General features: G+C 64.1%; 21 protein-coding genes and 2 tRNA genes. 16 read left to right on the top strand and 7 right to left on the bottom strand.

What is annotated here, in order from left to right:
* Window positions 1-11 precede the first annotated feature (11 nt).
* Window positions 12-1,211, bottom strand: coding sequence for an inorganic phosphate transporter (locus EEB12_RS07070; protein WP_141487553.1), 1,200 nt, complete (start codon window positions 1,209-1,211; stop codon window positions 12-14).
* Window positions 1,212-1,495: 284 nt separating this feature from the next.
* Here EEB12_RS07070 and EEB12_RS07065 point away from each other — a divergent pair, with 284 nt between their 5' ends.
* Genes EEB12_RS07065 through EEB12_RS07045 form a run of 5 tightly spaced genes read left to right on the top strand, consistent with a single transcriptional unit; the run spans window position 1,496 to window position 7,092 of the window.
* On the top strand, window positions 1,496-2,920 hold the full coding sequence (locus EEB12_RS07065; RefSeq protein ID WP_020968953.1) for an ABC transporter substrate-binding protein: 1,425 nt from the start codon (window positions 1,496-1,498) through the stop codon (window positions 2,918-2,920).
* A 60-nt stretch (window positions 2,921-2,980) separates the two neighbouring features.
* Entirely contained in the window at window positions 2,981-5,239 is a 2,259-nt protein-coding gene (locus tag EEB12_RS07060) for an ABC transporter permease (protein WP_141487552.1), read from the top strand.
* Window positions 5,232-5,975 carry an ABC transporter ATP-binding protein gene (locus EEB12_RS07055; RefSeq protein WP_020968954.1) on the top strand — a complete coding sequence of 248 codons (744 nt, stop codon included), beginning with the start codon at window positions 5,232-5,234 and terminating at the stop codon, window positions 5,973-5,975. The genes EEB12_RS07060 and EEB12_RS07055 overlap by 8 nt, the downstream gene beginning before the upstream one ends.
* A complete protein-coding gene (locus tag EEB12_RS07050) occupies window positions 5,972-6,730 on the top strand; it encodes an ABC transporter ATP-binding protein (protein ID WP_141487551.1) in 759 nt (252 codons plus the stop codon). The genes EEB12_RS07055 and EEB12_RS07050 overlap by 4 nt, the downstream gene beginning before the upstream one ends.
* Window positions 6,731-6,732: 2 nt before the next feature.
* Window positions 6,733-7,092 carry a hypothetical protein gene (locus EEB12_RS07045; protein ID WP_003942018.1) on the top strand — a complete coding sequence of 120 codons (360 nt, stop codon included), beginning with the start codon at window positions 6,733-6,735 and terminating at the stop codon, window positions 7,090-7,092.
* Between the two features lie 80 nt (window positions 7,093-7,172).
* On the opposite strand, the gene EEB12_RS07040 is transcribed toward EEB12_RS07045, so the two are convergent.
* Entirely contained in the window at window positions 7,173-7,562 is a 390-nt protein-coding gene (locus tag EEB12_RS07040) for a VOC family protein (protein ID WP_019744328.1), read from the bottom strand.
* Between the two features lie 28 nt (window positions 7,563-7,590).
* Window positions 7,591-8,484: a 1,4-dihydroxy-2-naphthoyl-CoA synthase gene (locus EEB12_RS07035; protein WP_029536747.1), complete on the bottom strand. Its 894-nt coding sequence runs from the start codon at window positions 8,482-8,484 to the stop codon at window positions 7,591-7,593.
* 83 nt (window positions 8,485-8,567) lie between these two features.
* On the opposite strand from EEB12_RS07035, the gene EEB12_RS07030 reads away from it, so the two are divergent.
* Genes EEB12_RS07030 through EEB12_RS07020 form a run of 3 tightly spaced genes read left to right on the top strand, consistent with a single transcriptional unit; the run spans window position 8,568 to window position 10,704 of the window.
* Window positions 8,568-9,212 (top strand): PaaI family thioesterase, encoded by a 645-nt coding sequence (locus tag EEB12_RS07030; RefSeq protein WP_024487302.1) that lies wholly within the window; start codon window positions 8,568-8,570, stop codon window positions 9,210-9,212.
* A 1-nt stretch (window position 9,213) separates the two neighbouring features.
* On the top strand, window positions 9,214-10,209 hold the full coding sequence (locus EEB12_RS07025) for an o-succinylbenzoate synthase (RefSeq protein ID WP_084325108.1): 996 nt from the start codon (window positions 9,214-9,216) through the stop codon (window positions 10,207-10,209).
* 48 nt (window positions 10,210-10,257) lie between these two features.
* Window positions 10,258-10,704: a DUF6918 family protein gene (locus EEB12_RS07020; RefSeq protein WP_003941973.1), complete on the top strand. Its 447-nt coding sequence runs from the start codon at window positions 10,258-10,260 to the stop codon at window positions 10,702-10,704.
* A 66-nt stretch (window positions 10,705-10,770) separates the two neighbouring features.
* Here EEB12_RS07020 and EEB12_RS07015 read toward each other — a convergent pair whose 3' ends face one another.
* Together EEB12_RS07015 and EEB12_RS07010 are read right to left on the bottom strand one after the other, a co-directional pair.
* Entirely contained in the window at window positions 10,771-11,598 is an 828-nt protein-coding gene (locus EEB12_RS07015) for a siderophore-interacting protein (RefSeq protein ID WP_070796627.1), read from the bottom strand.
* Between the two features lie 58 nt (window positions 11,599-11,656).
* The gene (locus tag EEB12_RS07010) at window positions 11,657-12,259 is read right to left on the bottom strand and encodes a flavin reductase family protein (protein ID WP_021343457.1); all 603 of its coding nucleotides are present in this window, start codon (window positions 12,257-12,259) and stop codon (window positions 11,657-11,659) included.
* 68 nt (window positions 12,260-12,327) lie between these two features.
* Here EEB12_RS07010 and menD point away from each other — a divergent pair, with 68 nt between their 5' ends.
* The 4 genes from menD (at window position 12,328) to EEB12_RS06990 (ending at window position 16,331) form a co-directional block, all read left to right on the top strand.
* Window positions 12,328-13,941, top strand: coding sequence for a 2-succinyl-5-enolpyruvyl-6-hydroxy-3-cyclohexene-1-carboxylic-acid synthase (menD, locus tag EEB12_RS07005; RefSeq protein ID WP_099697445.1), 1,614 nt, complete (start codon window positions 12,328-12,330; stop codon window positions 13,939-13,941).
* Complete coding sequence (locus EEB12_RS07000) at window positions 13,938-14,381, top strand: DUF3592 domain-containing protein (protein WP_019744321.1); 444 nt, start codon at window positions 13,938-13,940, stop codon at window positions 14,379-14,381. The genes menD and EEB12_RS07000 overlap by 4 nt, the downstream gene beginning before the upstream one ends.
* Window positions 14,382-14,449: 68 nt before the next feature.
* On the top strand, window positions 14,450-15,595 hold the full coding sequence (locus tag EEB12_RS06995; protein ID WP_029536746.1) for a glycosyltransferase family 4 protein: 1,146 nt from the start codon (window positions 14,450-14,452) through the stop codon (window positions 15,593-15,595).
* A gap of 37 nt (window positions 15,596-15,632) precedes the next feature.
* Window positions 15,633-16,331, top strand: coding sequence for a demethylmenaquinone methyltransferase (locus EEB12_RS06990; RefSeq protein WP_003941879.1), 699 nt, complete (start codon window positions 15,633-15,635; stop codon window positions 16,329-16,331).
* 56 nt (window positions 16,332-16,387) lie between these two features.
* Here EEB12_RS06990 and EEB12_RS06985 read toward each other — a convergent pair whose 3' ends face one another.
* A complete protein-coding gene (locus EEB12_RS06985) occupies window positions 16,388-17,650 on the bottom strand; it encodes a geranylgeranyl reductase family protein (RefSeq protein WP_410055705.1) in 1,263 nt (420 codons plus the stop codon).
* 104 nt (window positions 17,651-17,754) lie between these two features.
* Here EEB12_RS06985 and EEB12_RS06980 point away from each other — a divergent pair, with 104 nt between their 5' ends.
* Together EEB12_RS06980 and htpX are read left to right on the top strand one after the other, a co-directional pair.
* Window positions 17,755-18,804, top strand: coding sequence for a polyprenyl synthetase family protein (locus EEB12_RS06980; RefSeq protein ID WP_024487304.1), 1,050 nt, complete (start codon window positions 17,755-17,757; stop codon window positions 18,802-18,804).
* Between the two features lie 135 nt (window positions 18,805-18,939).
* Window positions 18,940-19,803 carry a zinc metalloprotease HtpX gene (htpX, locus tag EEB12_RS06975; RefSeq protein ID WP_029254860.1) on the top strand — a complete coding sequence of 288 codons (864 nt, stop codon included), beginning with the start codon at window positions 18,940-18,942 and terminating at the stop codon, window positions 19,801-19,803.
* Window positions 19,804-19,873: 70 nt separating this feature from the next.
* On the opposite strand, the gene EEB12_RS06970 is transcribed toward htpX, so the two are convergent.
* Window positions 19,874-20,365, bottom strand: a complete 492-nt coding sequence (locus EEB12_RS06970) for a YajQ family cyclic di-GMP-binding protein (protein ID WP_003941854.1) — start codon at window positions 20,363-20,365, stop codon at window positions 19,874-19,876.
* A 224-nt stretch (window positions 20,366-20,589) separates the two neighbouring features.
* Here EEB12_RS06970 and EEB12_RS06965 point away from each other — a divergent pair.
* Both EEB12_RS06965 and EEB12_RS06960 read left to right on the top strand, forming a co-directional pair.
* Window positions 20,590-20,672, top strand: a tRNA-Tyr gene (locus EEB12_RS06965).
* 312 nt (window positions 20,673-20,984) lie between these two features.
* Window positions 20,985-21,057, top strand: a tRNA-Thr gene (locus EEB12_RS06960).
* The last annotated feature ends 6 nt before the right edge of the window (window positions 21,058-21,063 follow it).

Below are 21,063 nucleotides of genomic sequence, written 5' to 3'. Positions count from 1 at the left end.
TTGCGCCCCTTTCAGGAGTTGCGGGTGGCTTCGGTGGACGGAGTGGGTTCGGCTGCCGGGATGTCGGCAATTGCCGCATCTGAATTCTCGTCCCATTCGGCGGTGACGTTCGCCGCGTCCACGGGTTCCTTACGCGAGCGTATGTACATGAAGATCGCGAAGGCGATGAGCGCGGCGAAGACGACGAGCACGCCGGCGAGTCCGCCGACCAGATGTGCAAGAGCCCAGCAGATAGCTCCGACGACAGCAGCCGACGGCAATGTGATCAGCCAGGCTGCGGCCATCCGGCCGGCGACACCCCAACGGACCTCGGCGCCCTTGCGACCGATACCCGTACCGAGGATCGATCCGGTGGCTACGTGGGTGGTCGAGAGGGGGAGTCCGAGGTGGCTCGACGTGAGGATGATGGCGGCGGACGACGCTTCGGCTGCCAGACCCTGCGGCGCGGCAATCTCGACAAGACCCTTGCCCAGGGTGCGGATGATGCGCCAACCACCGAGGTAGGTGCCGAGGGCGATCGCGACGGCACAGGTGAACTTCACCCAGAACGGCATCTCGGTCTCGGCGGTGATGGTGCCGTGAGCGACCAGGGCCAAAAAGATGACGCCCATCGTCTTCTGGGCGTCATTGGTGCCGTGTGCAAGTGAGATCAGGGAGGCGGTGCCGATCTGGCCGAAACGGAAACCGCGCTCGCGCTCGTCTTCCTTGACGGATGCGGTGATGCGGTACACGAGCTTGGTGCCGACGCCCGCGACCAGAGCAGCGACGACCGGCGCGAGGATTGCGGGGACGACGACCTTGGTCAGCACTCCGCCCCACTCGACTCCGCCCATACCGATGGAGGCGATCGCGGCGCCGATCAATCCGCCGAACAGAGCGTGCGAGGAGCTCGACGGCAATCCGAGCAGCCAGGTCGCCAGGTTCCAGATGATTCCGCCGACAAGACCGGCGAACACGATCAGCAGCAGATCCTGCCCACTGACCGCGCCGAGGTTGACGACACCTTTGGCTACCGTCGCGGCGACCTCGACGGACAGGAACGCACCGACCAGGTTCAGGATCGCGGAAAGTGTGACCGCAACTTTGGGCTTGAGTGCACCGGTCGCGATGGAGGTGGCCATTGCGTTACCCGTGTCGTGAAAACCATTCGTGAAATCGAACGCGAGGGCGGTGACAACTACCACCAGGAGGATTACGAGCTCTGCGGTCACAACGTGAATTGTGCGTATCGAACGCGTAAAAGTACAGCGAACGGGATGCGAACAGGGCCTCCGTGGAGTACGTCCCCGCGCGTGGGCTGCGGCGCTGCCGTTCGCGATGTGTTCAGCGCCACGAAATCCGAACCCTGTGTGGGACCTCACTTTTTGGTCTCACTCACCGGGAAGGCACATTCGGACCGTTTTAAACGCTGATTACCTACGGGCACCGAGCGCACCGGAACAGGGGTTTCACCTCTGTATCTCGGTGTCTGTCAGTGAGAAGGAGAGCTCCGACCGTGAAGCCCAACAAGTCCACGAAGCTGATCGTGGCACTCGCAGCGACCGCCGTTCTGGCATCAGCCTGCGCATCGAATCGTGGTGACGATCCCTACGCCGTCGCTGTCGGCGGATCAGGCGTCAGCGCCGATCTTGCGTCGAGCACATCCGACGCGAAGTTCGGCACCCTCGATTCGCCGTGTGGCGAAGGCGATGCCACCGGCGCAACCGATCAAGGCGTCAGCGACACCGAGATCAAGATCGGGTTCGGTGACGACCGCGGGTACGTGAAGTCTCCCGGGCTGAACAAGGAAATGAGCGATGCGGTGAACGCGCTCATCTCGTGGTGCAACGATCAAGGCGGTATCAACGGCCGCAAGGTCGTCGGTACCGACTACGACGCCGCGATGACGCAGGCCAACTCGGTCATGCAGGAAGCGTGCGCGAGTCAGTTCATGATGGTCGGCTACGGCTTCGCGATGGATCAGACCGCGGAGCAGACGCGTGTCGCGTGCAACCTGGTGTCAGTGCCAGGCTTCACCGTCTCGCCGGACGCCGCGAACGGACCCATGACGTTCCAGGGAGTTCCGTTCCCCGTCGACTACGCGAACGGTTCGCAGTGGTTCCAGATGGCCGAGATGCATCCCGATCTGGTGAACGACTTCGACGTCGTCAACAGCACGATGCCCACGATCATCAGCTCCACCACGAAGATTCGTTCGATCGCCGAGGCAGCGGGCTTCAAGCTCAAGGATTGCGGCGTCACACTCAACTACGAGGGCGAATCGAGCTACGTGCCGTTTGCCGAGAAGTACAAGGAGTGCGGTGCGAAGGGTATCTGGACGTCACGATCGGCAAGCCCGTCGGAGCTGAACTTCGTGAAGGCCCTCGACCAGGTCGGGATCGATCCCATCTTCTTCGGTGAAGCCACCTGGTACGGCGCGACCGTCTCCGATTGGAACAAGGACACCGGACTGCTCGACAACCTCAACGCGGGCATGACCTTCCAGATGCTCGAGAACGCGGACAAGGTGCCCGCAGTGAAGAAGTACGTGGATCTGGTTTCCGAGCAGGGTGGCAAGACTGCGCTTCTCGGTATGCAGGCGGCGTCGTCGTTCCTGCTGTGGGCGGCCGCCGCGGACGAGTGCGGCAGCGATCTGACGCGTCAGTGCATGGTCGACGAACTCTCGAACATTCACGAGTGGGACGGCGGCGGATTGCATGCCGTCACCGATCCCGGCAAGAACATGCCGGCCACCTGCGGACTCATGACCTCGCTGAAGGGCAGTACCTACTCGCAGGCCTTCCCGTCCACCGCGGGCGAATTCAAGTGCGACCCCAAGTACCTCGTCGCGACCGACAAGAGCACCTGGGGAACCGAGCTCGGCGCTGACCGCGTTTCGACGAAGTACCAGAACGCCAACGTCATCAAGCCGCAGTCCTGATTCTTCCGACTCGGGCGGCGAGCGCCAACCGCCGCCCGAGTCCCTAACGAGGGTTCAGCCATGAACACTTTTGTCACTTTCACGATCCTGGGCCTGGTCCTGGGGTCGGTGTACGCGATCGCTGCCTCCGGGCTGGTGCTCACGTACAACACGTCAGGCATCTTCAACTTCGCGCACGGTGCACAGGCAATGCTCGGTGCGTTCATCTACTGGCAGTTGCGCTACGGCTGGGAACTTCCCACGGTTGTCGCCTTGCTGATCTCGTTGGTCCTGGTCGGTCCGCTGATGGGTCTCGGCCTCTACGTCCTGATCATGAAGGGGCTACGCGATACCGCCGAGGTCACCAAAATCGTTGTGACGGTATCGATCCTGCTCGGAATGCTCTCGATCTCGCACTGGTTCTGGCATCCCGAGACCGCCCGAACGATGCAGATGTTCTTCGGTGACCAGTCCAAGATCACGGTGTTCGGCGCGAGCATCCGCTACCACGAGCTGATCTGCATCCTCGTCGCGATCGCGATCGCCGTCGGCCTGCGTATTCTTTTCACGCGCACCCGTGCCGGTGTTGCGATGCGCGGTGTCGTCGACGATCCGGAACTACTGCGCCTCAACGGCCACAATCCGGAGCGTCTCGCGGCACTGTCCTGGGCGATGGGTTCGACGCTCGCAGTCCTGGCCGGCATCCTGATCACCCCGATCAGTGGCGGCACACTCGAGGCGAACATGTTGACGCTCTTGGTGATCGACGCGTTTGCCGCGGCCATGTTCGGTCGGTTGCGCAGCATCCCACGCACGTTCGTCGGCGCCGTGGTTCTCGGGCTTGCCGGTACGTACGTATTGGCGTACTTTCCGACCAGTTGGAGTTGGACGTCGAATTTCCGTGTCTCCCTACCGATGATCGCGCTGTTCGTCGTACTCATCGTCCTACCTCAGGACCGCCTGCGCGGCGCGGTCACTCGTACTCGTGAGCGGTACCACGTTCCGAGCGTGCGCAAGGCCGTCGTCTGGGGCGTAGCACTGATCGTCATCGTGTACCTGATCCGTCTGCTGATGGTGACGTCGGCGGTCACGACACTGACCATCGGAATGACTTTCGCGATCATCGCGCTCTCGCTCACACTCCTCACCGGCTACGCGGGTGAATTGAACTTGGCGCCGGTATCTTTCGGCGCTATCGCGACCATCGTGGCCTTCCACTTCGGGATCTCAGGTTCCGGGTTGGCTGCGCACCTCAACCTGTGGGGCATCGTCGTCGGAGTCCTCGTCACCGCAGTGATCGGTGGCCTCGTCGCCCTGCCGGCGCTGCGACTTCGAGGGCTGTATCTCGCGCTTGCGACCATGGCCTTCGGAGTGTTCCTCTCCAACATGGTCCTTCGCGACACCACCGAACACGAGATGTTCGGCATGAAGTATTCGCTGTTCAAAGACGGCAACATCGCCCTCCCGCCGCTGAAGATCGGCCCGCTCGATCTGAGCAACGAGACGGTGTTCCTGATGACCGTGACCGCCCTGTTCTCGGTACTCGGCGTCGGCGTCATCGCGTTGCGTAACAGCGGCTACGGGCGCCGTCTCGCTGCGATGAAGGACAGCCCGGCCGGTTCGGCCATGCTCGGCCAGAGCCTGGTTCGGCTCAAGCTGAGCGTCTTCATGATCTCTTCGGGGATCGCCGGTCTCGGCGGCATTCTGATGTCGAGCGCGATGGGTTCGGTCTCGGGCGAGAGCTTTGCCATCATGGTCAGCCTCTCGCTGCTCATGCTGACCGTCGTCGCGGGCATCGGATACGTCACCGGCGCGCTGTTCGGTGGGCTCATGGCCGGAATCGGCTTTGCCGTCATCATGGTCTCGTTCGCCAATCTGGCTTCGGCGCAACCGGAGTTGGAGGGAATGTGGCTGCTGCTGGGCAACATCGCGGCCGTCAGCCCGGCCCTGATCGGCATCGGTGTCGGCGCGAACCCCAGTGGCACCGTGCACAGCGTGATCGAGGGATACCGTCGACTCTCCGATGCCAGGCCGGTTCTGATCGGCGGCGCCGCAGTCGTTCTGCTGACCTACGTCCTTGCTCTGACCGGCGTACTCGGCAACTGGTGGTTCGCATCCATCACGATCGCGGTGGTGTTCATGCTGCCCGTGATCGGCGAGATGGTCATGCCCCGTGCGGTTCTCACTCCGGAAGAATTGGCAGCCAAGGCGACAGTCGTTCCCGAAGACGTCGGGATCGACGTCCCGTACAGCCCCGAGATCCGTGACGAGATCGACCGCGAACTGGGGATTCCTCAGTACCAGGGCGGCTCGCCGAAGGAGTTGACCGCCCATGTCTGATGCACCTCTTCTCGAAACACGCGGTGTGAGCGTTCGTTTCGGTGGGCACGTCGCGGTCAAGGACGTTTCGCTCACCGTGCAACCCGGAACCGTGACGGGACTGATCGGACCGAATGGTGCGGGCAAGACGACGCTCTTCAACACCATCACCGGGCTGCAGAAACCCACGTCCGGTCAGGTGTTCCTCGGCGGCGTCGACGTGACGAAGCTGCCGCCGCACAAGCGGGCAGGTCGCGGGCTTGCGCGTACCTTCCAGCGGCTCGAACTGTTCGTCTCGCTGTCGGTGCGTGACAACCTGCGTGTCGCGGGAGACATCCACAAGGCGAACGGCCGCAACAAGATCGACGTGGACAGCGAGACGGATCGTCTGCTGGAGCTGACCGGGCTGACGGATGTCGCGGACAAGGACGTCGCGGACATCCCCACCGGACGCGCCCGCGTCGTCGAAGTTGCACGAGCCCTCATGACCGACCCGCGAGTGCTGCTGCTCGACGAACCGGCCTCGGGCCAGACCGAGCAGGAAACCGAGGTCTTTGCCGAGATGCTCACCGAGCTGGCGGCGGGTGGACTCGGAATCTGTCTGGTGGAGCACGACATTCCGCTGGTGATGAAGGTGTGCTCGACCATTCACGTGCTCGACTACGGCGCAGTCCTCGCATCGGGCGATCCGGAGAAGATCCGGACGGATCCGGAAGTGATCGCGGCCTACATCGGGACCGAGGAGGAGGCGGTATGACTTCAGCGAAAATTGGCGAGGCGAAAATCGACGAGGGCATACGGAGCCCCGACCGCTCCGAACCGTTGCTCGAACTGTCTGGTGTCCGTGCCGGTTACGGATCCATCGAGGTTCTGCACGGGGTGGATCTGGTACTCGAACCGGGCGCAGTGGTGGCGCTGCTCGGACCCAACGGCGGCGGCAAGACGTCGACGCTCAAGATCTGCTCAGGCGTCCTGCCGGTCACCCGCGGCGAGTTCCGGCTCGCGGGCCAGGTCGTGAACGGCGTCGAGCCTTCGGAGTTGGCGAGGCTGGGCGTCTGCTCCATCCCCGAGGGGCGCGGGATCTTCGCAAACCTGACCGTGCGCGAAAATCTGTGGATCGCCACCGGAACGGGCGTCGGGTTGGCCGAACTCGAAGAGGTTGCGTACAGCAGGTTCCCGATCCTGGGGGAGCGGCGCGGGCAGTTGGCCGGATCGATGTCCGGCGGCGAGCAGCAGATGCTGGCGCTGTCACGGGCGCTCGGCACTCACCCGACGGTGCTCCTGCTCGACGAGCTGTCGATGGGTCTCGCACCTCGAATCGTCTCGCAGATGTACGACGTCGTCGGCTCGCTTGCAGCCGAAGGCATTTCCATTCTCGTCGCCGAGCAGTTCGCACGAGCGGTGCTGCCCATCGCGACCTCGGCCGCACTCATGTTGCAGGGACGCGTCGTGAAGACCGGCGATCCACACGACATCGAAAACGAACTTTCTACCAGTTATCTAGGAGGATGACGATGACTACTCTCGCCGAAGATCGCCGTGAGGAATTCAAGAAGAACATCGCAGAGTTGAAGCTGGACAAGAAGCAGGCAGGCGGCGACGCTGCGACGCGCATCGCCGGCCTGGTGCTCATGGTCGTCGGAGTCGTCGGCGCCTTCGTCGTCTACATCTCTTCGCTGACGCTCTCGGACCTGCGGGATCTGGTGTCGTACCAGATCCTCACCGTGGTTTTCCTCGCCCTGACAGTGGTCGGTGCCGCACTCTTCCTGGCCGCATCGGTGGCAAAGGTGCTGCGGCTGTGGTTGGTTCGCCAACTGCTCGAGGGTCAGGCCCAGACAGATCAGATCTCTCAGGCGCTGAGCACGCGCAACTGATCTCTGCGAAGAACCGACAGATGCCCGCCACGAAAGTCGTGGCGGGCATCTGTCACTGCTCGGCTACAGCTGTGTCTCGACTACGCGGACGGTGGCCGGGAATCGCGTCGGATCGGATGGTCCTCCGGGATCTGCACCATCACGATCGGTGTCCCGTCGGGGTCGGCGATCCACATCTCGTGCAGACCCCACGGTTCTTGCCTGGCCTCGCGGGCGATCTTGACTCCGGCGAGAACCAGTTCGGTCTGAGCGGCAGTGAGGTCACGGACCTGCAGCCAGATCGCGCCGCGAAAGCCACCTTCGCCGGTGCCGCCGTGCGCTGCGACTTCGATCAGCCCTTGGCCGGCGAAGAAGACTGTGCCGCCGGGATATTCACGAGCGATCGCCAGACCGAGGGTGTCTCGGTAGAAGCTCAGCGTTCGTTCGTACTCGCTCGGGCGCAATATCGTACGGCTACTCAGAATCTCCACGTCCGACCTCCCTCTCGCACCTACTGTCTCAGAAGTACCAGGGATATGGTGACCAATCGGGATCACGCTTTTCGAGGAACGAGTCGCGACCCTCGACGGCCTCGTCGGTCATGTACGCCAAACGTGTTGCCTCACCGGCGAACAGCTGCTGGCCGACCAACCCGTCGTCCTGCAGGTTGAACGCGTACTTGAGCATCCGCTGTGCCTGCGGCGACTTGCCGTTGATCTTGCCTGCCCAGTCGATCGCGACGTTTTCGAGTTCCGCGTGGTCGACAACCTTGTTGACCGCGCCCATCTGATGCATTTCCTCGGCGGTGTACGTCTCACCCAGGAAGAAGATCTCGCGAGCGAACTTCTGGCCCACCATCTTTGCCAGATAGGCGCTGCCGTAGCCGCCGTCGAAGCTTCCGACGTCGGCGTCGGTCTGCTTGAACCGTGCGTGCTCGCGGCTGGCGAGCGTCAGGTCGCACACCACGTGCAGGCTGTGACCGCCGCCCGCAGCCCAACCGTTGACCAGGCAGATCACGACCTTCGGCATGAAGCGGATCAGGCGCTGGACCTCGAGGATGTGAAGGCGTCCGGCGCGTGCTTTGTCGACGGTGTCCGCCGTTTCACCTTCGGCGTACTGGTAGCCGCTGCGGCCACGGATGCGCTGGTCTCCGCCCGAGCAGAACGCCCAGCCGCCGTCCTTCTCGCTCGGTCCGTTGCCGGTGAGTAGGACCGCTCCCACGTCGGAGGTCATACGGGCGTGATCGAGCGCGCGGTACAACTCGTCGACGGTGTGCGGGCGGAACGCATTACGTACTTCCGGTCGGTCGAAGGCGACGCGAACGGTGCCTTGACTGACGTGCCGGTGGTACGTGATGTCGGTGAGGTTCTCGAATCCGGGAACAGGGCGCCAGAGATGCGGGTTGAAGGTCACCTCAGTCACGATAGAGGCACGCCTTGCGTGTCTAACGGATGCCTGAGGTAGAACACGTTCCCGGGCGCGCTAACGTGCAGGTCATGAGCGAACAAACCGCAGACGGCACGGAGATCGTCACAGACGGTGAGAAGCGGGGCGGATTTCCACGGTTCCGGCACACTCCCGCAGGTCCGGACTTCGGCCGCTTCGTCGAAGCGATGCGCAGGTTGCAGGACCTTGCCGTCTCGACCAATGTTCCCGACGACGTACTCGCAGACATTGCTACGCAGGCCGAGGAGCTTGCCGATCGGTTGACTCCGTACGAGGTGCCGGAGGGCAAGTCGCCCGCGGGCTCGAACATCCAACTGCCCGGACGTGGCAGCCTCCTCATGCTCCCGTGGATGGTCGAGAAGTTCGACACCGAAGGAGTCCGCAGTACCGGCGTCTTCCGCCGCTACCACCTGGGCGGCAACGGTGCCGCTCACGGCGGCGTCCTGCCCTTGCTGTTCGACGACGTCTTCGGGATGACGGTCCACGCGGGTGGCCGTCCGATTTCCCGGACCGGCTACCTCCACATCAACTACCGTGCGATCACTCCGCTCAACACGCAACTGGTGATCGAAGGGAAGGTGGATCGGGTCGAGGGTCGCAAGACCTTTGTCAGCGCACGCCTGACCGACCTCGACGGCAAGCTCCTCGCCGACGGTGAGGCGCTCATGATCGAACTGCTTCCAGGACAGCCCTGACATGTTCCCCTCGTTCGACGATCTGATCTCGGACGCCGTGGTGCTCGCGCTGCCGATGCGAGTTCGCTTTCGCGGCATCACGACTCGTGAGGCTCTGCTCGTTCGTGGCCCGGCCGGGTGGGGAGAATTCGCACCCTTCGTCGAGTACGACGACGACGAGGCGTCGCAGTGGTTGCTCGCCGGGATCGAGGCGGCGTGGCTGGGTCCGCCGCCTGCGCTTCGTCACGCCGTTCCCGTCAACGCCACCGTGCCGGCGATCGACGCCTCTGCCGTTCCGCAATTGTTGGAGCGCTTCCCCGGGGCCCGGACCGCCAAGGTCAAGGTCGCCGAGAAGGGGCAGTCGTTGGCGCAGGACGTCGCCCGGGTGAACGAGGTGCGTCGGCACATCCCGAACGTGCGCGTCGACGCCAACGGCGGTTGGAGTGTGGACGAGGCGATCACGGCTTTGCGAGCGATCACCGAAGACGGTGAACTCGAATACGCCGAGCAGCCGTGTGCAAGCGTCGAGGAACTGGTCAGCGTCCGCGCCGCGGGGACCGGTGTGCGGATCGCTGCCGACGAGAGCATTCGCCGTGCGGAGGACCCGTTGCGCGTCGTACGAGCCGGGGGAGCGGACGTAGCCGTCGTGAAGGTGCCGCCGCTGGGCGGAATGCGTGCTGTGGTGGCGCTGTCGGCGCAGCTGGCGGACTACGGGGTGCCGGTGGTGGTCTCGAGTGCGCTGGACACGGCTGTGGGGATGTCCGCGGGACTGGCGGCCGCGGCAGCCTTGCCCACGCTTCCGTTTGCCTGCGGCCTCGGCACGGGCGGCTTGTTCGTCCGGGATATCGCGGTCACCGGAGCAGCCGTCGACGGCGCTTTGTCCGTTGGTGCCGTCGAGCCTGATCCGGTTCTGCTCGAGACGCTGGCCGCGCCCGCGGACCGGCGCGACTGGTGGTTGGAGAGGGCCAGGCGCTGCCATCGGATACTCGGCAGTAGAGACCTGCCGAATTTCGTATAGTCTCGGGCGCGACCTGATGAACATCAGTGAAGAATGAAGGGATCGAAAGTGGTTGCAGCTCTGAACGAAACCCTGCTCGAGGAATCACGGGTTCCCGCGGTCGTCGCGGACGTGCAGACCTTGATCGACGCAGAGGTTTCGGATAAGTCGGGGGCCTCAGGGCTGGCTCTCAAGGGTGGCTACGGCGCGGTCAAGAAGGTGAGCCCGTCCATCGTGCCGGACGCCGTCACCGCGCTTCTGCCGGCTTTCGTGGCAAAGCTCGAGCCGTACTGGCAGGAATTCTCGGCTTCCGGTGAAGGCAGCTTCGCCGATTTCATCAGCGCCCGCGGTGACGCGGTTGCCGATTCCCTCCTCGAGGTGACGGACGAGCGTATCGAAGGTAGCGACAAGGCCGTCGTCAAGTCGATGTACTCGAAGCTGCGCGGTTCGGCCAAGAAGCATGTGACTGCAGCTCTGCCGCGTCTGGGCGATGTGATCCAGAAGCACGCTGCATAAGCGAACGTAAGACAACGAGCGGCCCGGGAGTTTCTCCCGGGCCGCTCGTTTTTTTGCATTCGTTTGTCAGTGAGCCGAATGTCCGTGGCGCCAGAAGCCGGTGAAGGTGATGTCGGTCTTGGCGAACTTTCGGTCGTTCACGAGATGCCGACGCAGCCCGGTGGTGAGTGCCTGTTCGCCGGCGACAAACGTGTAGGACGGCCCCTCGGGCAGTTCGGCGGCGCGGACGGTCTCGAGGGTCAGAACACCCGGCGTTGCGTGTTCGTCCTCGCGAACGAGCCAATGCACGTTGACGTTCGCCAACTCCGGAATGTCTTGCTTGTCTTCGATGTTCGGAATCTCGACGAAGACCTCGGCACGCAGGTCTGCCGGCGCGGTTTCCAGAATGCCGATGATCGCCGGAAGTGCGCTTTCGTCGCCGACGAGCAGTTGCCACTTGGCCTCGGGTGTGGGGTTGTAGATGCAGCCTTCGTCGAGGAGGGCGACATTGTCGCCGGTCGACGCGGTGTCCGCCCACGCGGATGCCGGGCCGATGTCACCGTGATAGGCGAAGTCGATGTCGATCTCCGTGGTCTCGCCGAAGAGACCGGTTCCGGCAGCACGGTAGGCGCGAATCGTGTAGTTGCGCACGACCGGTCGCGTGTCCTTGGACATCATCAGGTACTGCGCGTACCAGAGATTGCTTGCCGCGCTCGGCAACCGGAGTTCGCTCTGGCCGACCTGCGGGATGAACATGCGGAACCACTGATCGGCACCCATCGGTGCGATGGTGGACAGCTCTTCGCCGGCAATGGTCACCCGGATGAAGCTCGGGCTGATTCGTTTGTTCGCCACGACCTGCGCCGACACGATGCTGCGTGAGGCCGGTTTCACGAACTTGGCGCGCTTGGCCATGACTGGTTGCTCCCTGATTAGCTGTTACTCGTACCTAATCAGGTAACCCTAACCTGATTTACGGCCGGTGTGGAGTGGTGGGTCTGTCCTTTTCGACGACTTCGGGAGGAAGACCCCACTGCGCTCGGCCAAGTCGGCTCATCGGTGCGATTGCCGCGAAGTCCGGTAACCCGTCGTCGGCGACAGCCTCGGGACGTACTGCGACCGCGACCACATTTCCCATCACGACAAATGAATTACCGACCTCGATGACCTGGTGGAGCGTGCATTCGATGGCGATCGGGGAGTCGGCGACCCGGACAGGGCGAACCCGCTCGCTCGGTTCGCTACGGATGTTCAACTCGAGAAATTCGTCGGCCTCGGCGTCGTAGAAGGCGGAACTCTTGTTCACCACGTCTGCGAGCGTGGCGGTCGCCAGGTTGATCACGAATTCGCCGGTCGCTTCGATGTTGCGCAGACTGTCCTTGCGTCCGACCGACGTGAACTGCACGATCGGCGGCGCCGAACTTGCCACGGTGAAAAAGCTGTACGGAGCCAGATTGCCGACGCCGTCCGCCGACAGGGTGGACACCCAGGCAATCGGCCGGGGGACCACCGAAGCGGTGAGTAACTGATAGAACCGGCGGGGTTCGAGCTCGGCTGGATCGAAGAGTGTGCGCACCCACACATAATGCCGCTGTCCCCGCCCCTGGGCATGCTTGCACCCGAACATCTGACACTCTTGAAGGCGTGAATCCGTCCACTGCACAAGCCACAGCCGTCGTCGACGAACTGGTTCGTGGTGGCGTGCGTGAAGTCGTGCTGTGTCCAGGCTCTCGCAACGCGCCCCTCGCATTTGCCCTCCAGGCCGCCGATCTCGACGGCCGGTTGCGTCTGCACATGCGGATCGACGAGCGGACAGCAGGCTTTCTGGCACTCGGACTGGCAATCGCCGGGAAACGACCGGTCCCCATCGTGATGACCTCCGGGACCGCCGTCGCAAACCTCGGACCTGCTGTCCTCGAGGCCAACTACGCGCGAGTGCCGCTGGTGGTCCTGAGCGCCAACCGGCCTTACGAGATGCTCGGCACCGGCGCCAACCAGACCGTCGAGCAGCTCGGGCTCTTCGGCAGTCAAGTTCGCGCAACCATCAGCCTGGGCTTGGCCGAGGACGATTCGACGCAGAACAGCCAGTGGCGCTCGGCGGTCTGCCGGGTCCTCGCCGCTGCCCGCGGAACCAGATCCGGAAACGCGGGTCCGGTGCATTTCGATATCCCGCTCCGTGAGCCGCTGGTGCCGGACGTGCACGTCCATGGCCCGGTTCCGGAGGGCCGTCCAGGCGGTGCAGCCTGGACCACCACCCAGAACGCGACGCTCGATGTTCCGGTCGATCTGGACCTCACCGCAGATACGGTGGTCATTTCCGGACACGGCAGCGCACTTCGGCCTGAGCTGGCCGGCCTGCCGACGGTGGCCGAACCGACGGCTCCGATGCACGGGATCGCAGTGCATCCACTCGCGCTCTCGCAACTCAAGCCCAAGCAGGCGATCATCACCGGCCGCCCGACGTTGCATCGTCAGGTCTCGAAGGTGTTGGCCGATCCGAGCGTCGACGTCTACGCGCTGACCACCGGGCCGCGCTGGCCCGACGTATCCGGCAACGTGCTCGCCACCGGAACCAGGGCAGTGGTCACCGGGACGCCCGATCCCGCCTGGATTGCTCGATGCGCCGCGCTGACCGAACACGCCGAAACTGCCGTCCGCAAGCAACTCGACGCCCACCCCAAGGCCACCGGCCTGCACGTGGCAGCTGCCGTGATGGATGCACTCGCGGACGGCGACCAGCTTCTGCTCGGCGCGTCCAACCCCGTTCGCGACGCGGCCCTCGTGAGCTATCCCAAGCCCGCTGTCCGGGTGCTGTCCAATCGCGGGGTCGCAGGTATCGACGGCACCGTCTCGGCGGCGGTCGGTGCCGCACTGGCATACGAGGGCGGCCGGACCGTCGCTCTCATGGGCGACCTGACCTTCCTGCACGACGCGTCCGGGCTGCTGATCGGGACCGGTGAGCCGAGGCCGAGCGACCTCACCATCGTCGTGGCCAACGACGACGGCGGCGGCATCTTCGAACTCCTCGAACAAGGCGACCCGCAGTACGCCGGCGTCTTCGAGCGAGTGTTCGGAACACCGCACGGCATGGACCTCGCTGCGCTGTGCGCGGCCTACCGCGTGCCGCACGCAGCCGTCACCGTCGACGCCCTGGCAACGACGCTGGCGCAACCCGCAAACGGCATTCGTGTGCTCGAAGTCGCGACAGATCGCAGTGGACTGCGCGAACTCCACGCTTCCGTGCGAGCACAGTTGTGACGCAAACGGTTCTGCGGCGCTTCCGCATCGGCGTACTCGTGGTTGCGGTCGGCATTTCGGTGCTCGCGGTGATCCTGGTTCTCGGTGCCTGGCGCAACGATCGGACCATCGAATCGAACATGGGGACCGCAACCGCCGAGGTGCTCTCGGCAGGCTCGCTACGTTCGGCGATCAGCTTCGTGACACCAGACGGCGCGAATCACAACCCTGAACTCGGCGTGCTCTACCCCACCAATCTGACTGTGGGACAACGCATCGAGGTGGAGTACTCCAAAGCCGACCCTGATTTGGTCCGGGTAGCGGGACGCAACGCGACGGTGGCGCTGATCCCGGCGGGATCGGTGATCGTCGTGACGTGGCTCCTGGCTGGACCGTCGATCTGGTACCTGCGCAAGCGGGAAGCGGGAGCTCCGGGATCGGCGTCGGTCGCTTCGAGTTAGTTCGCGCTTCGCCGGAACTTCACACGAACATGACGTGGACTTTTCCTGGCCCTGTCACCGTTCTCGGTGTGAGAGTAGCCATCGTTGCGGAGTCATTCCTGCCCAACATGAACGGCGTCACCAACTCGGTACTACGCGTGCTCGAACACCTCGATCGCACTGGCCACGACGCCATGGTCATTGCGCCGGACACTGTCGGATCCGACACCTCTGCCGCCACCGAACACGAAGGTGTTCAGGTGGTTCGGGTGCCCGCCGTCATGGTGCCCAAAGTCAGTTCACTCCCCGTCGGCCTGCCACAACCGCGTCTGACGACGGCCGTGCGGACCTTCGCGCCCGACGTCGTCCATCTGGCGTCGCCGTTCCTGCTCGGCGCCGGGGGAGTGGCCGTCGCCAAGCGGCTCGCGATACCCACCGTCGCGGTTTACCAGACCGACGTCGCCGGATTTGCCGAAAGCTACGGTCTCGGCGTCACCAGTCGCGCCGCGTGGGCGTGGACCCGTCGAATCCACAAGAGCTGCAACAGGACCCTTGCACCCTCCACGTCGGCAGTCGACGCCCTCGAAGAGCACGGCATTCCGCGCGTGCACCGGTGGGCCCGCGGCGTCGACGCACAACGATTCGCGCCTTCGCGTCGTAGCTCGGCGTTGCGGCAGTCCTGGATCGGCGACAGCGACAGGTTGGTGGTCGGCTTCGTCGGTCGCCTCGCGCCCGAAAAGCACGTCGAGCGACTGGCCGTGCTGGCGGCCGATCCCAGCGTGCAGATCGTGATCGTCGGAGACGGCCCGGATCGCGAGAACCTACGACGACTGATGCCGGATGCGATTTTCACCGGACAACTCGGCGGTACCGCGCTGGCCGACGCCTATGCGAGCCTGGACGTATTCGTTCACCCCGGCGAGCACGAGACCTTCTGCCAGGCGGTTCAGGAAGCCCTCGCGAGCGGTGTACCTGTCGTCGGACCGGACGCCGGTGGACCACGTGACCTGATCTCGCATTGCCGCAACGGCTACCTCCTGCCGACGGACAGGTTCACCGAACTCCTGCCAAGCGCAGTCGACGCACTTCGTCAGCGTGATCTGCGGGTGCAGTTCGGCTCCGCAGCGAGGCGCTCGGTGCTGCACCGGACCTGGCCGGCAATCTGCGAAGAGTTGCTCCGTCACTACGAGGACGTGCAGGGCCTCGGGCGGCGAACGGGTGCCAGAGCAGCCTGAACGCCTTCGCTGCCCGAGGGTTGGTAGCGTTTCGGGTGTGGCCACTACACACGGAACCCGAGCAACTCTCGAGAAGCAACCGCACGAAGTCGCGTCGATGTTCGACGACGTCGCGGAGCGATACGACCTCACCAACACCGTGCTGTCCTTCGGCCAGGACAAGGGTTGGCGCAAGGCCACCCGCGAAGCCCTCGACCTCAAGCCGGGCGAGAAGGTACTCGACCTCGCCGCCGGAACCGGAGTCTCGACCGTCGAACTGGGGCGCTCCGGTGCCTGGTGCGTCGCCACCGACTTCTCCAAGGGAATGCTCAAGGCCGGAATATCGCGCAAAGTTCCGATGGTCGCAGGTGACGCGATGTACCTGCCCTATGCCGACAACGTGTTCGATGCCGCGACGATTTCCTTCGGCCTGCGCAACGTCTCCGACTTCGAAGCCGGACTGCGCGAGATCGCCCGCGTCACCAAGCCGGGCGGACGTCTCGTCGTCAGCGAGTTCTCGACGCCCGTCTTCGGGCCCTTCCGCACGGTCTACATGGAGTACCTCATGAAGGCGCTCCCGCAGGTCGCACGCACCGTCAGCAGCAACCCCGACGCCTACGTCTACCTCGCCGAATCGATCCGTGCCTGGCCGACCCAGGAAGAGCTGGCACGCAAGATCGAGGCTGCCGGGTGGAAGAACGTCAAGTGGCGCAACCTCACCGGCGGCATCGTGGCGCTGCATTACGCCACTGCCTGACCCTGCTGTGCGCCTTTATTAACCCCCGGCGGTTAATAAAGGCGCACAGCACTTGCTCAACCGAACAACGGCCGGGAGTCGATCTTTCTCGACGCGGCCCCCGACGCACGCCATGCCTTCGCCGTCAGATCGGCGTCGGCGTCGGTGACGAGGTTTCCCATCACCCGAACGGCGACCGTCATCAGTGCCCGTGAGCGCATCGCGATCGGGCCCGAGGCGGGCAGGAATTGCGGAACCGTCAGCAGGCCTGCGAGCCGGCGCGCGACCGAGAACGCCTGCCCGTAATGCTCCCGAAGCACGGTCGGCCACAGCTCCGTGAGGTCGTCGGCGCCGAGCTGTTCGACCACCAGACGTCCGCCTTCGAGGCCGTAGTCGATGCCCTCACCGTTGAGCGGGTTCACACACGCTGCGGCGTCGCCGATCACGGCCCAGTTGCGTCCGGCGATGTTGGAGACGGCGCCGCCCATGGGTAGCAAAGCCGAAGCGACGGAATGAATTTCGCTGCTCCACTGCCACTCGGTTCGGCGCTGGTCGGTGTACAAGTCGAGCAAGGGACGCAGGGCACCCGGCGCCGGGCGCTTGGACGTCGCCAGTGTCCCGACGCCGATGTTCACCTCGCCGGTGCCGAGCGGGAAGATCCAGCCGTACCCCGCCTGCAACGTGCCCTCGGCGTCCCGCAGTTCCAGATGCGAGGTGATCCACGGGTCGGCGCTGCGCGGCGTCGCGACGTAAGCGCGTGCCGCGACGCCGTACGCGGTGTCCCGGTGCCACTGCCGTCCCAGCTTCTTGCCGAGCGTCGAGCGAACGCCGTCGGCGATGATCAGCGTCCGGCAACGAAGAGTGCTGCGTCCCGAGGGGCCGGCGAGTACGACGGCGGCTACTCGATCACCGTCGAGTTCGACGTCGACAGCCTTGGTGCCGTCGACCATGACCGCGCCGGATTCGACGGCGCACCGGCGAATGGCGTCGTCGAGTTCGGTCCGGGGGATCGCACTGCCGATCGGCGGGAACGACGTCCCTGGCCACTCGAGTTCGAGTTCTTGGCCGAAGCCGGACAACCGTAGTCCCTTGTTCGTCGTATGTGACCGAACCCACTCGCCGAGGCCGAGGAGATCCAGTTCGGCTACGGCGCGCGGAGTGAGTCCATCACCACAAGTCTTGTCTCGCGGGAACACGGCAGCGTCCACCAGCACGACGTCTCGGCCGCTGCGGGCGGCCCAAGCCGCGGCCGAAGAACCCGCGGGACCTGCGCCGATGACCACAATGTCGGTTTCGGTCGGAAGCGAATCGACGACGGGGGACTGCTCTTCTACGGACACACTCACATCTTCCCAGGCTCGCGATCGCCACCGTGGCGAGGCCGTCCCGAGTGCGAACCGCTAGGTTCACTACCGTGGGAACCGAGCCGTCACTGACGACAGGAATGGGTACTGACATCGTGAGCACCGAAAAGACTGCTGCCGACGCAACCGCATCGAGCACCGTCGTTGCAGGCATCGACCTGGGCGACGAACAGCTCGCCGCAGTAGTGCGTGGTGGACTCTCCGATGTCGAGGAGTTGTTGGTCAGCGAGCTGTCCGACGGCGAAGACTTCCTCACCGAGGCCGCGCTGCATCTCGCGCGAGCCGGGGGAAAGCGCTTCCGTCCGTTGTTCACGATCCTGACCGCGCAACTCGGACCGGTGCCGAACGATCCGTCGATCATCACCGCAGCGACTGTCACCGAACTCGTTCACCTGGCGACGCTCTATCACGACGACGTCATGGACGAGGCGTCCATGCGGCGCGGAGCACCCAGCGCCAACGCCCGCTGGGGGAACAGCGTGGCGATCCTGGCCGGCGACTATCTGTTCGCGCACGCATCACGCCTGGTATCGACGCTCGGACCTGAAGCCGTTCGGATCATCGCCGAAACCTTTGCAGAGCTGGTCACCGGCCAGATGCGCGAGACGATCGGCGTCAAGAAGGAACAGGATCCGGTCGAGCATTACCTCAAGGTCGTGTGGGAGAAGACCGGTTCGCTCATCGCTGCATCCGGACGATTCGGCGGCACCTTCTCCGGCGCCGGCGCAGCTCACATCGAGCGCCTCGAGCGCCTGGGTGACGCCGTCGGCACCGCGTTTCAGATCTCCGACGACATCATCGACATCTCCTCCGTATCGGCGCAGTCCGGCAAGACTCCGGGCACCGACCTGCGCGAGGGTGTCCACACCCTGCCCGTCCTGTACGCGTTCCGCGAAGAAGGAGCCGACGCAGATCGCCTGCGGGAGCTGCTCGCGGGCCCGGTCACCGAAGACGCTTTGGTAGAAGAAGCTCTCGAACTGCTCGAGCGTTCGCCGGGCATGGTCAAGGCGAAGGCAAAGCTGGGCGAGTACGCAGTCTCGGCAAAGGCCCAGTTGGCCGAGCTCCCGCAGGGACCGGCGAACGAAGCGCTCGTGCGCCTCGTGGACTACACGATCGAACGAGTCGGCTGACACACCTGGGGTGAAACCCTGACGACCTTGGGTGGGAACCCTGATGACCCTGTCCTTCGTTGACTGAACAGAACCGGTGCATACGCCGGGAGTTCGGGTGAGCCTTCGGCTCCAGCGAGGCAAGAGGTGAGCAGTTTGCACGGCTACGCGAACGGTGCGAAGACATTCGGGTTGTTGGTGGGGATGTCAGCGCTGATCGTCTTCATCGGCTCGCTGTTCAACAGCCCGTTCCTTCTGTGGGGATCCGTTCTGTTTGCCGTCGGCATGAATGCCTACGTGTACTTCAACAGCGACAAGTTGGCGCTTCGATCGATGCGCGCCCAGCCCATCACCGAGGTCGAGGCACCGGCGATCTACCGGATCGTGCGCGAACTCGCCACGACGGCGCACCAACCGATGCCCAGGCTGTACATCAGCCCCACGAACGCCCCGAACGCGTTTGCCACCGGTCGTAGCCCTCGGCACGCCGCGGTGTGCGTGACCAGCGGCATCATGCAGATCCTGAACGAACGGGAACTGCGCGCCGTACTCGGGCACGAACTCTCTCACGTCTACAACCGGGACATTTTGATCTCGTCCGTGGCCGGCGCGATGGCCAGCGTCATCTCGGGCCTGGCCAACTTCGCGATGTACGCGAGCATCTTCGGTGGCCGAGGGAACGGGCAGGGAAGTAATCCGATCGCGCTGCTGCTCGTCTCCCTACTGGGACCGATCGCGGCAACCGTGGTCAAGCTGGCCGTTTCGCGCTCTCGCGAGTATCAGGCTGATCAATCGGGAGCCGAGCTCACCGGTGACCCATTGGCGTTGGCGTCGGCGCTGCGCAAGCTCGAGTCGGGCGTGGCAGCCGCGCCGTTGCCGCCTGAGCCCAAGCTCGCGGCGCAGTCCCACCTGATGATTGCCAACCCCTTCAGAGCGGGGGACAAGGTGAGCAAGCTGTTCTCGACGCATCCGCCCATGGCGGACCGGATCGAGCGTTTGGAGAAGATGGCCGGGATGTAGGGCCTTCGGCCCCTGTGCGCGGTTAGGTAGTCCCAGGACTGCTTAACCGCGCACAGGGGCGTAGCCCCTACTACCGGTAGTTCACGAACTGCAGGGCGATCCCGAAGTCCTCACCCTTGAGCAGGGAGATGACACCCTGGAGGTCGTCGCGCTTCTTGCTGCTCACACGAAGTTCCTCTCCCTGGATCTGCGCCTTGACGCCCTTGGGGCCCTCGTCGCGAATCTTCTTGGTGATCTTCTTCGCGTTCTCGCTGCTGATGCCCTGGACCAAGGTTCCGGACAGCTTGTAGATCTTTCCGGACTGCGCCGGCTCGCCGGCATCGAATGCCTTCAGCGAGATGTCACGACGGATCAACTTCTCCTTGAACACGTCGAGGGCGGCAAGCAGTCGCTCCTCGGTGTCGGCGTTCAACGTGATCGTCTCTTCACCAGACCACTCGATCGACGCTCCCGTGTTTCGGAAGTCGAAACGCGTGGTCAACTCCTTGGCAGCCTGATGCAGGGCGTTGTCCACCTCTTGACGGTCAACCTTGCTCACCACGTCGAAGGACGAATCAGCCACTTCACACTCCCGCTTTCCGGTAGTTCACGAACATCGAGTTCTGCCCACCTTCCATACCGGTGGACACCTCGACGTTATCGGGTCGGCACCGCCCGTTACCACCCGGTTTGCAAAATGGGGGTGTGTTCGTTGTATTCTTCTCACCGCACCGAGGAAGCCGTTTTCGGCCGCCGCACGCCGCGATATACTTGCGAATGCGCCGGATCGAAGCCTGGTGCAAGCACGGCAGATTGCCCGAGCGGCCAATGGGAGCGGACTGTAAATCCGTCGGCTTATGCCTACGTAGGTTCGAATCCTACATCTGCCACACCAAGTCAGCCCCGATTCTCTTTACGAGAGTCGGGGCTGACTTTTTTGTGCTTGTTCCGAGGTCGGGTGGGCGTTGGTGACGCCGGCGTCGGCTGCGGCTCAGGGGGCCTCGGGAGTGCTTCTGGGGATGGCTTCGGGGGAGTGCGGGGTCAAGTTGGTTCCCGCAAAGCCCTCGCCAGCGGCCCCGATCGGTGCAACAATGGGCTCCGGCACCATTTTTGCCCCGATGACCAGCGGATTTGGTGCTGGCGCTCGTTCGTGTGTAATCTTTCGGAGGCTTCAAGAGAGCGGCAACGCACTCCTGAGCCACGCCCCCTTAGCTCAGTCGGTAGAGCGTTTCCATGGTAAGGAAAAGGTCAACGGTTCGATTCCGTTAGGGGGCTCGCTGG

Source organism: Rhodococcus sp. WS1 (assembly GCF_003797745.1).
Taxonomy (GTDB): Bacteria; Actinomycetota; Actinomycetes; order Mycobacteriales; family Mycobacteriaceae; genus Rhodococcus_F; species Rhodococcus_F erythropolis.
This window is presented reverse-complemented; position numbering and strand designations above follow the sequence as displayed.

Excerpts from the sequence above, each read along its gene's own strand:
- EEB12_RS07060 (WP_141487552.1), top strand. The coding sequence starts at position 2,981 with ATGAACACTTTTGTCACTTTCACGATCCTGGGCCTGGTCCTGGGGTCG.
- EEB12_RS07055 (WP_020968954.1), top strand. The coding sequence starts at position 5,232 with ATGTCTGATGCACCTCTTCTCGAAACACGCGGTGTGAGCGTTCGTTTC.
- EEB12_RS07050 (WP_141487551.1), top strand. The coding sequence starts at position 5,972 with ATGACTTCAGCGAAAATTGGCGAGGCGAAAATCGACGAGGGCATACGG.
- EEB12_RS07045 (WP_003942018.1), top strand. The coding sequence starts at position 6,733 with ATGACTACTCTCGCCGAAGATCGCCGTGAGGAATTCAAGAAGAACATC.
- EEB12_RS07030 (WP_024487302.1), top strand. The coding sequence starts at position 8,568 with ATGAGCGAACAAACCGCAGACGGCACGGAGATCGTCACAGACGGTGAG.
- EEB12_RS07025 (WP_084325108.1), top strand. The coding sequence starts at position 9,214 with ATGTTCCCCTCGTTCGACGATCTGATCTCGGACGCCGTGGTGCTCGCG.
- EEB12_RS07015 (WP_070796627.1), bottom strand. The coding sequence starts at position 11,598 with ATGGCCAAGCGCGCCAAGTTCGTGAAACCGGCCTCACGCAGCATCGTG.
- EEB12_RS06980 (WP_024487304.1), top strand. The coding sequence starts at position 17,755 with ATGGGTACTGACATCGTGAGCACCGAAAAGACTGCTGCCGACGCAACC.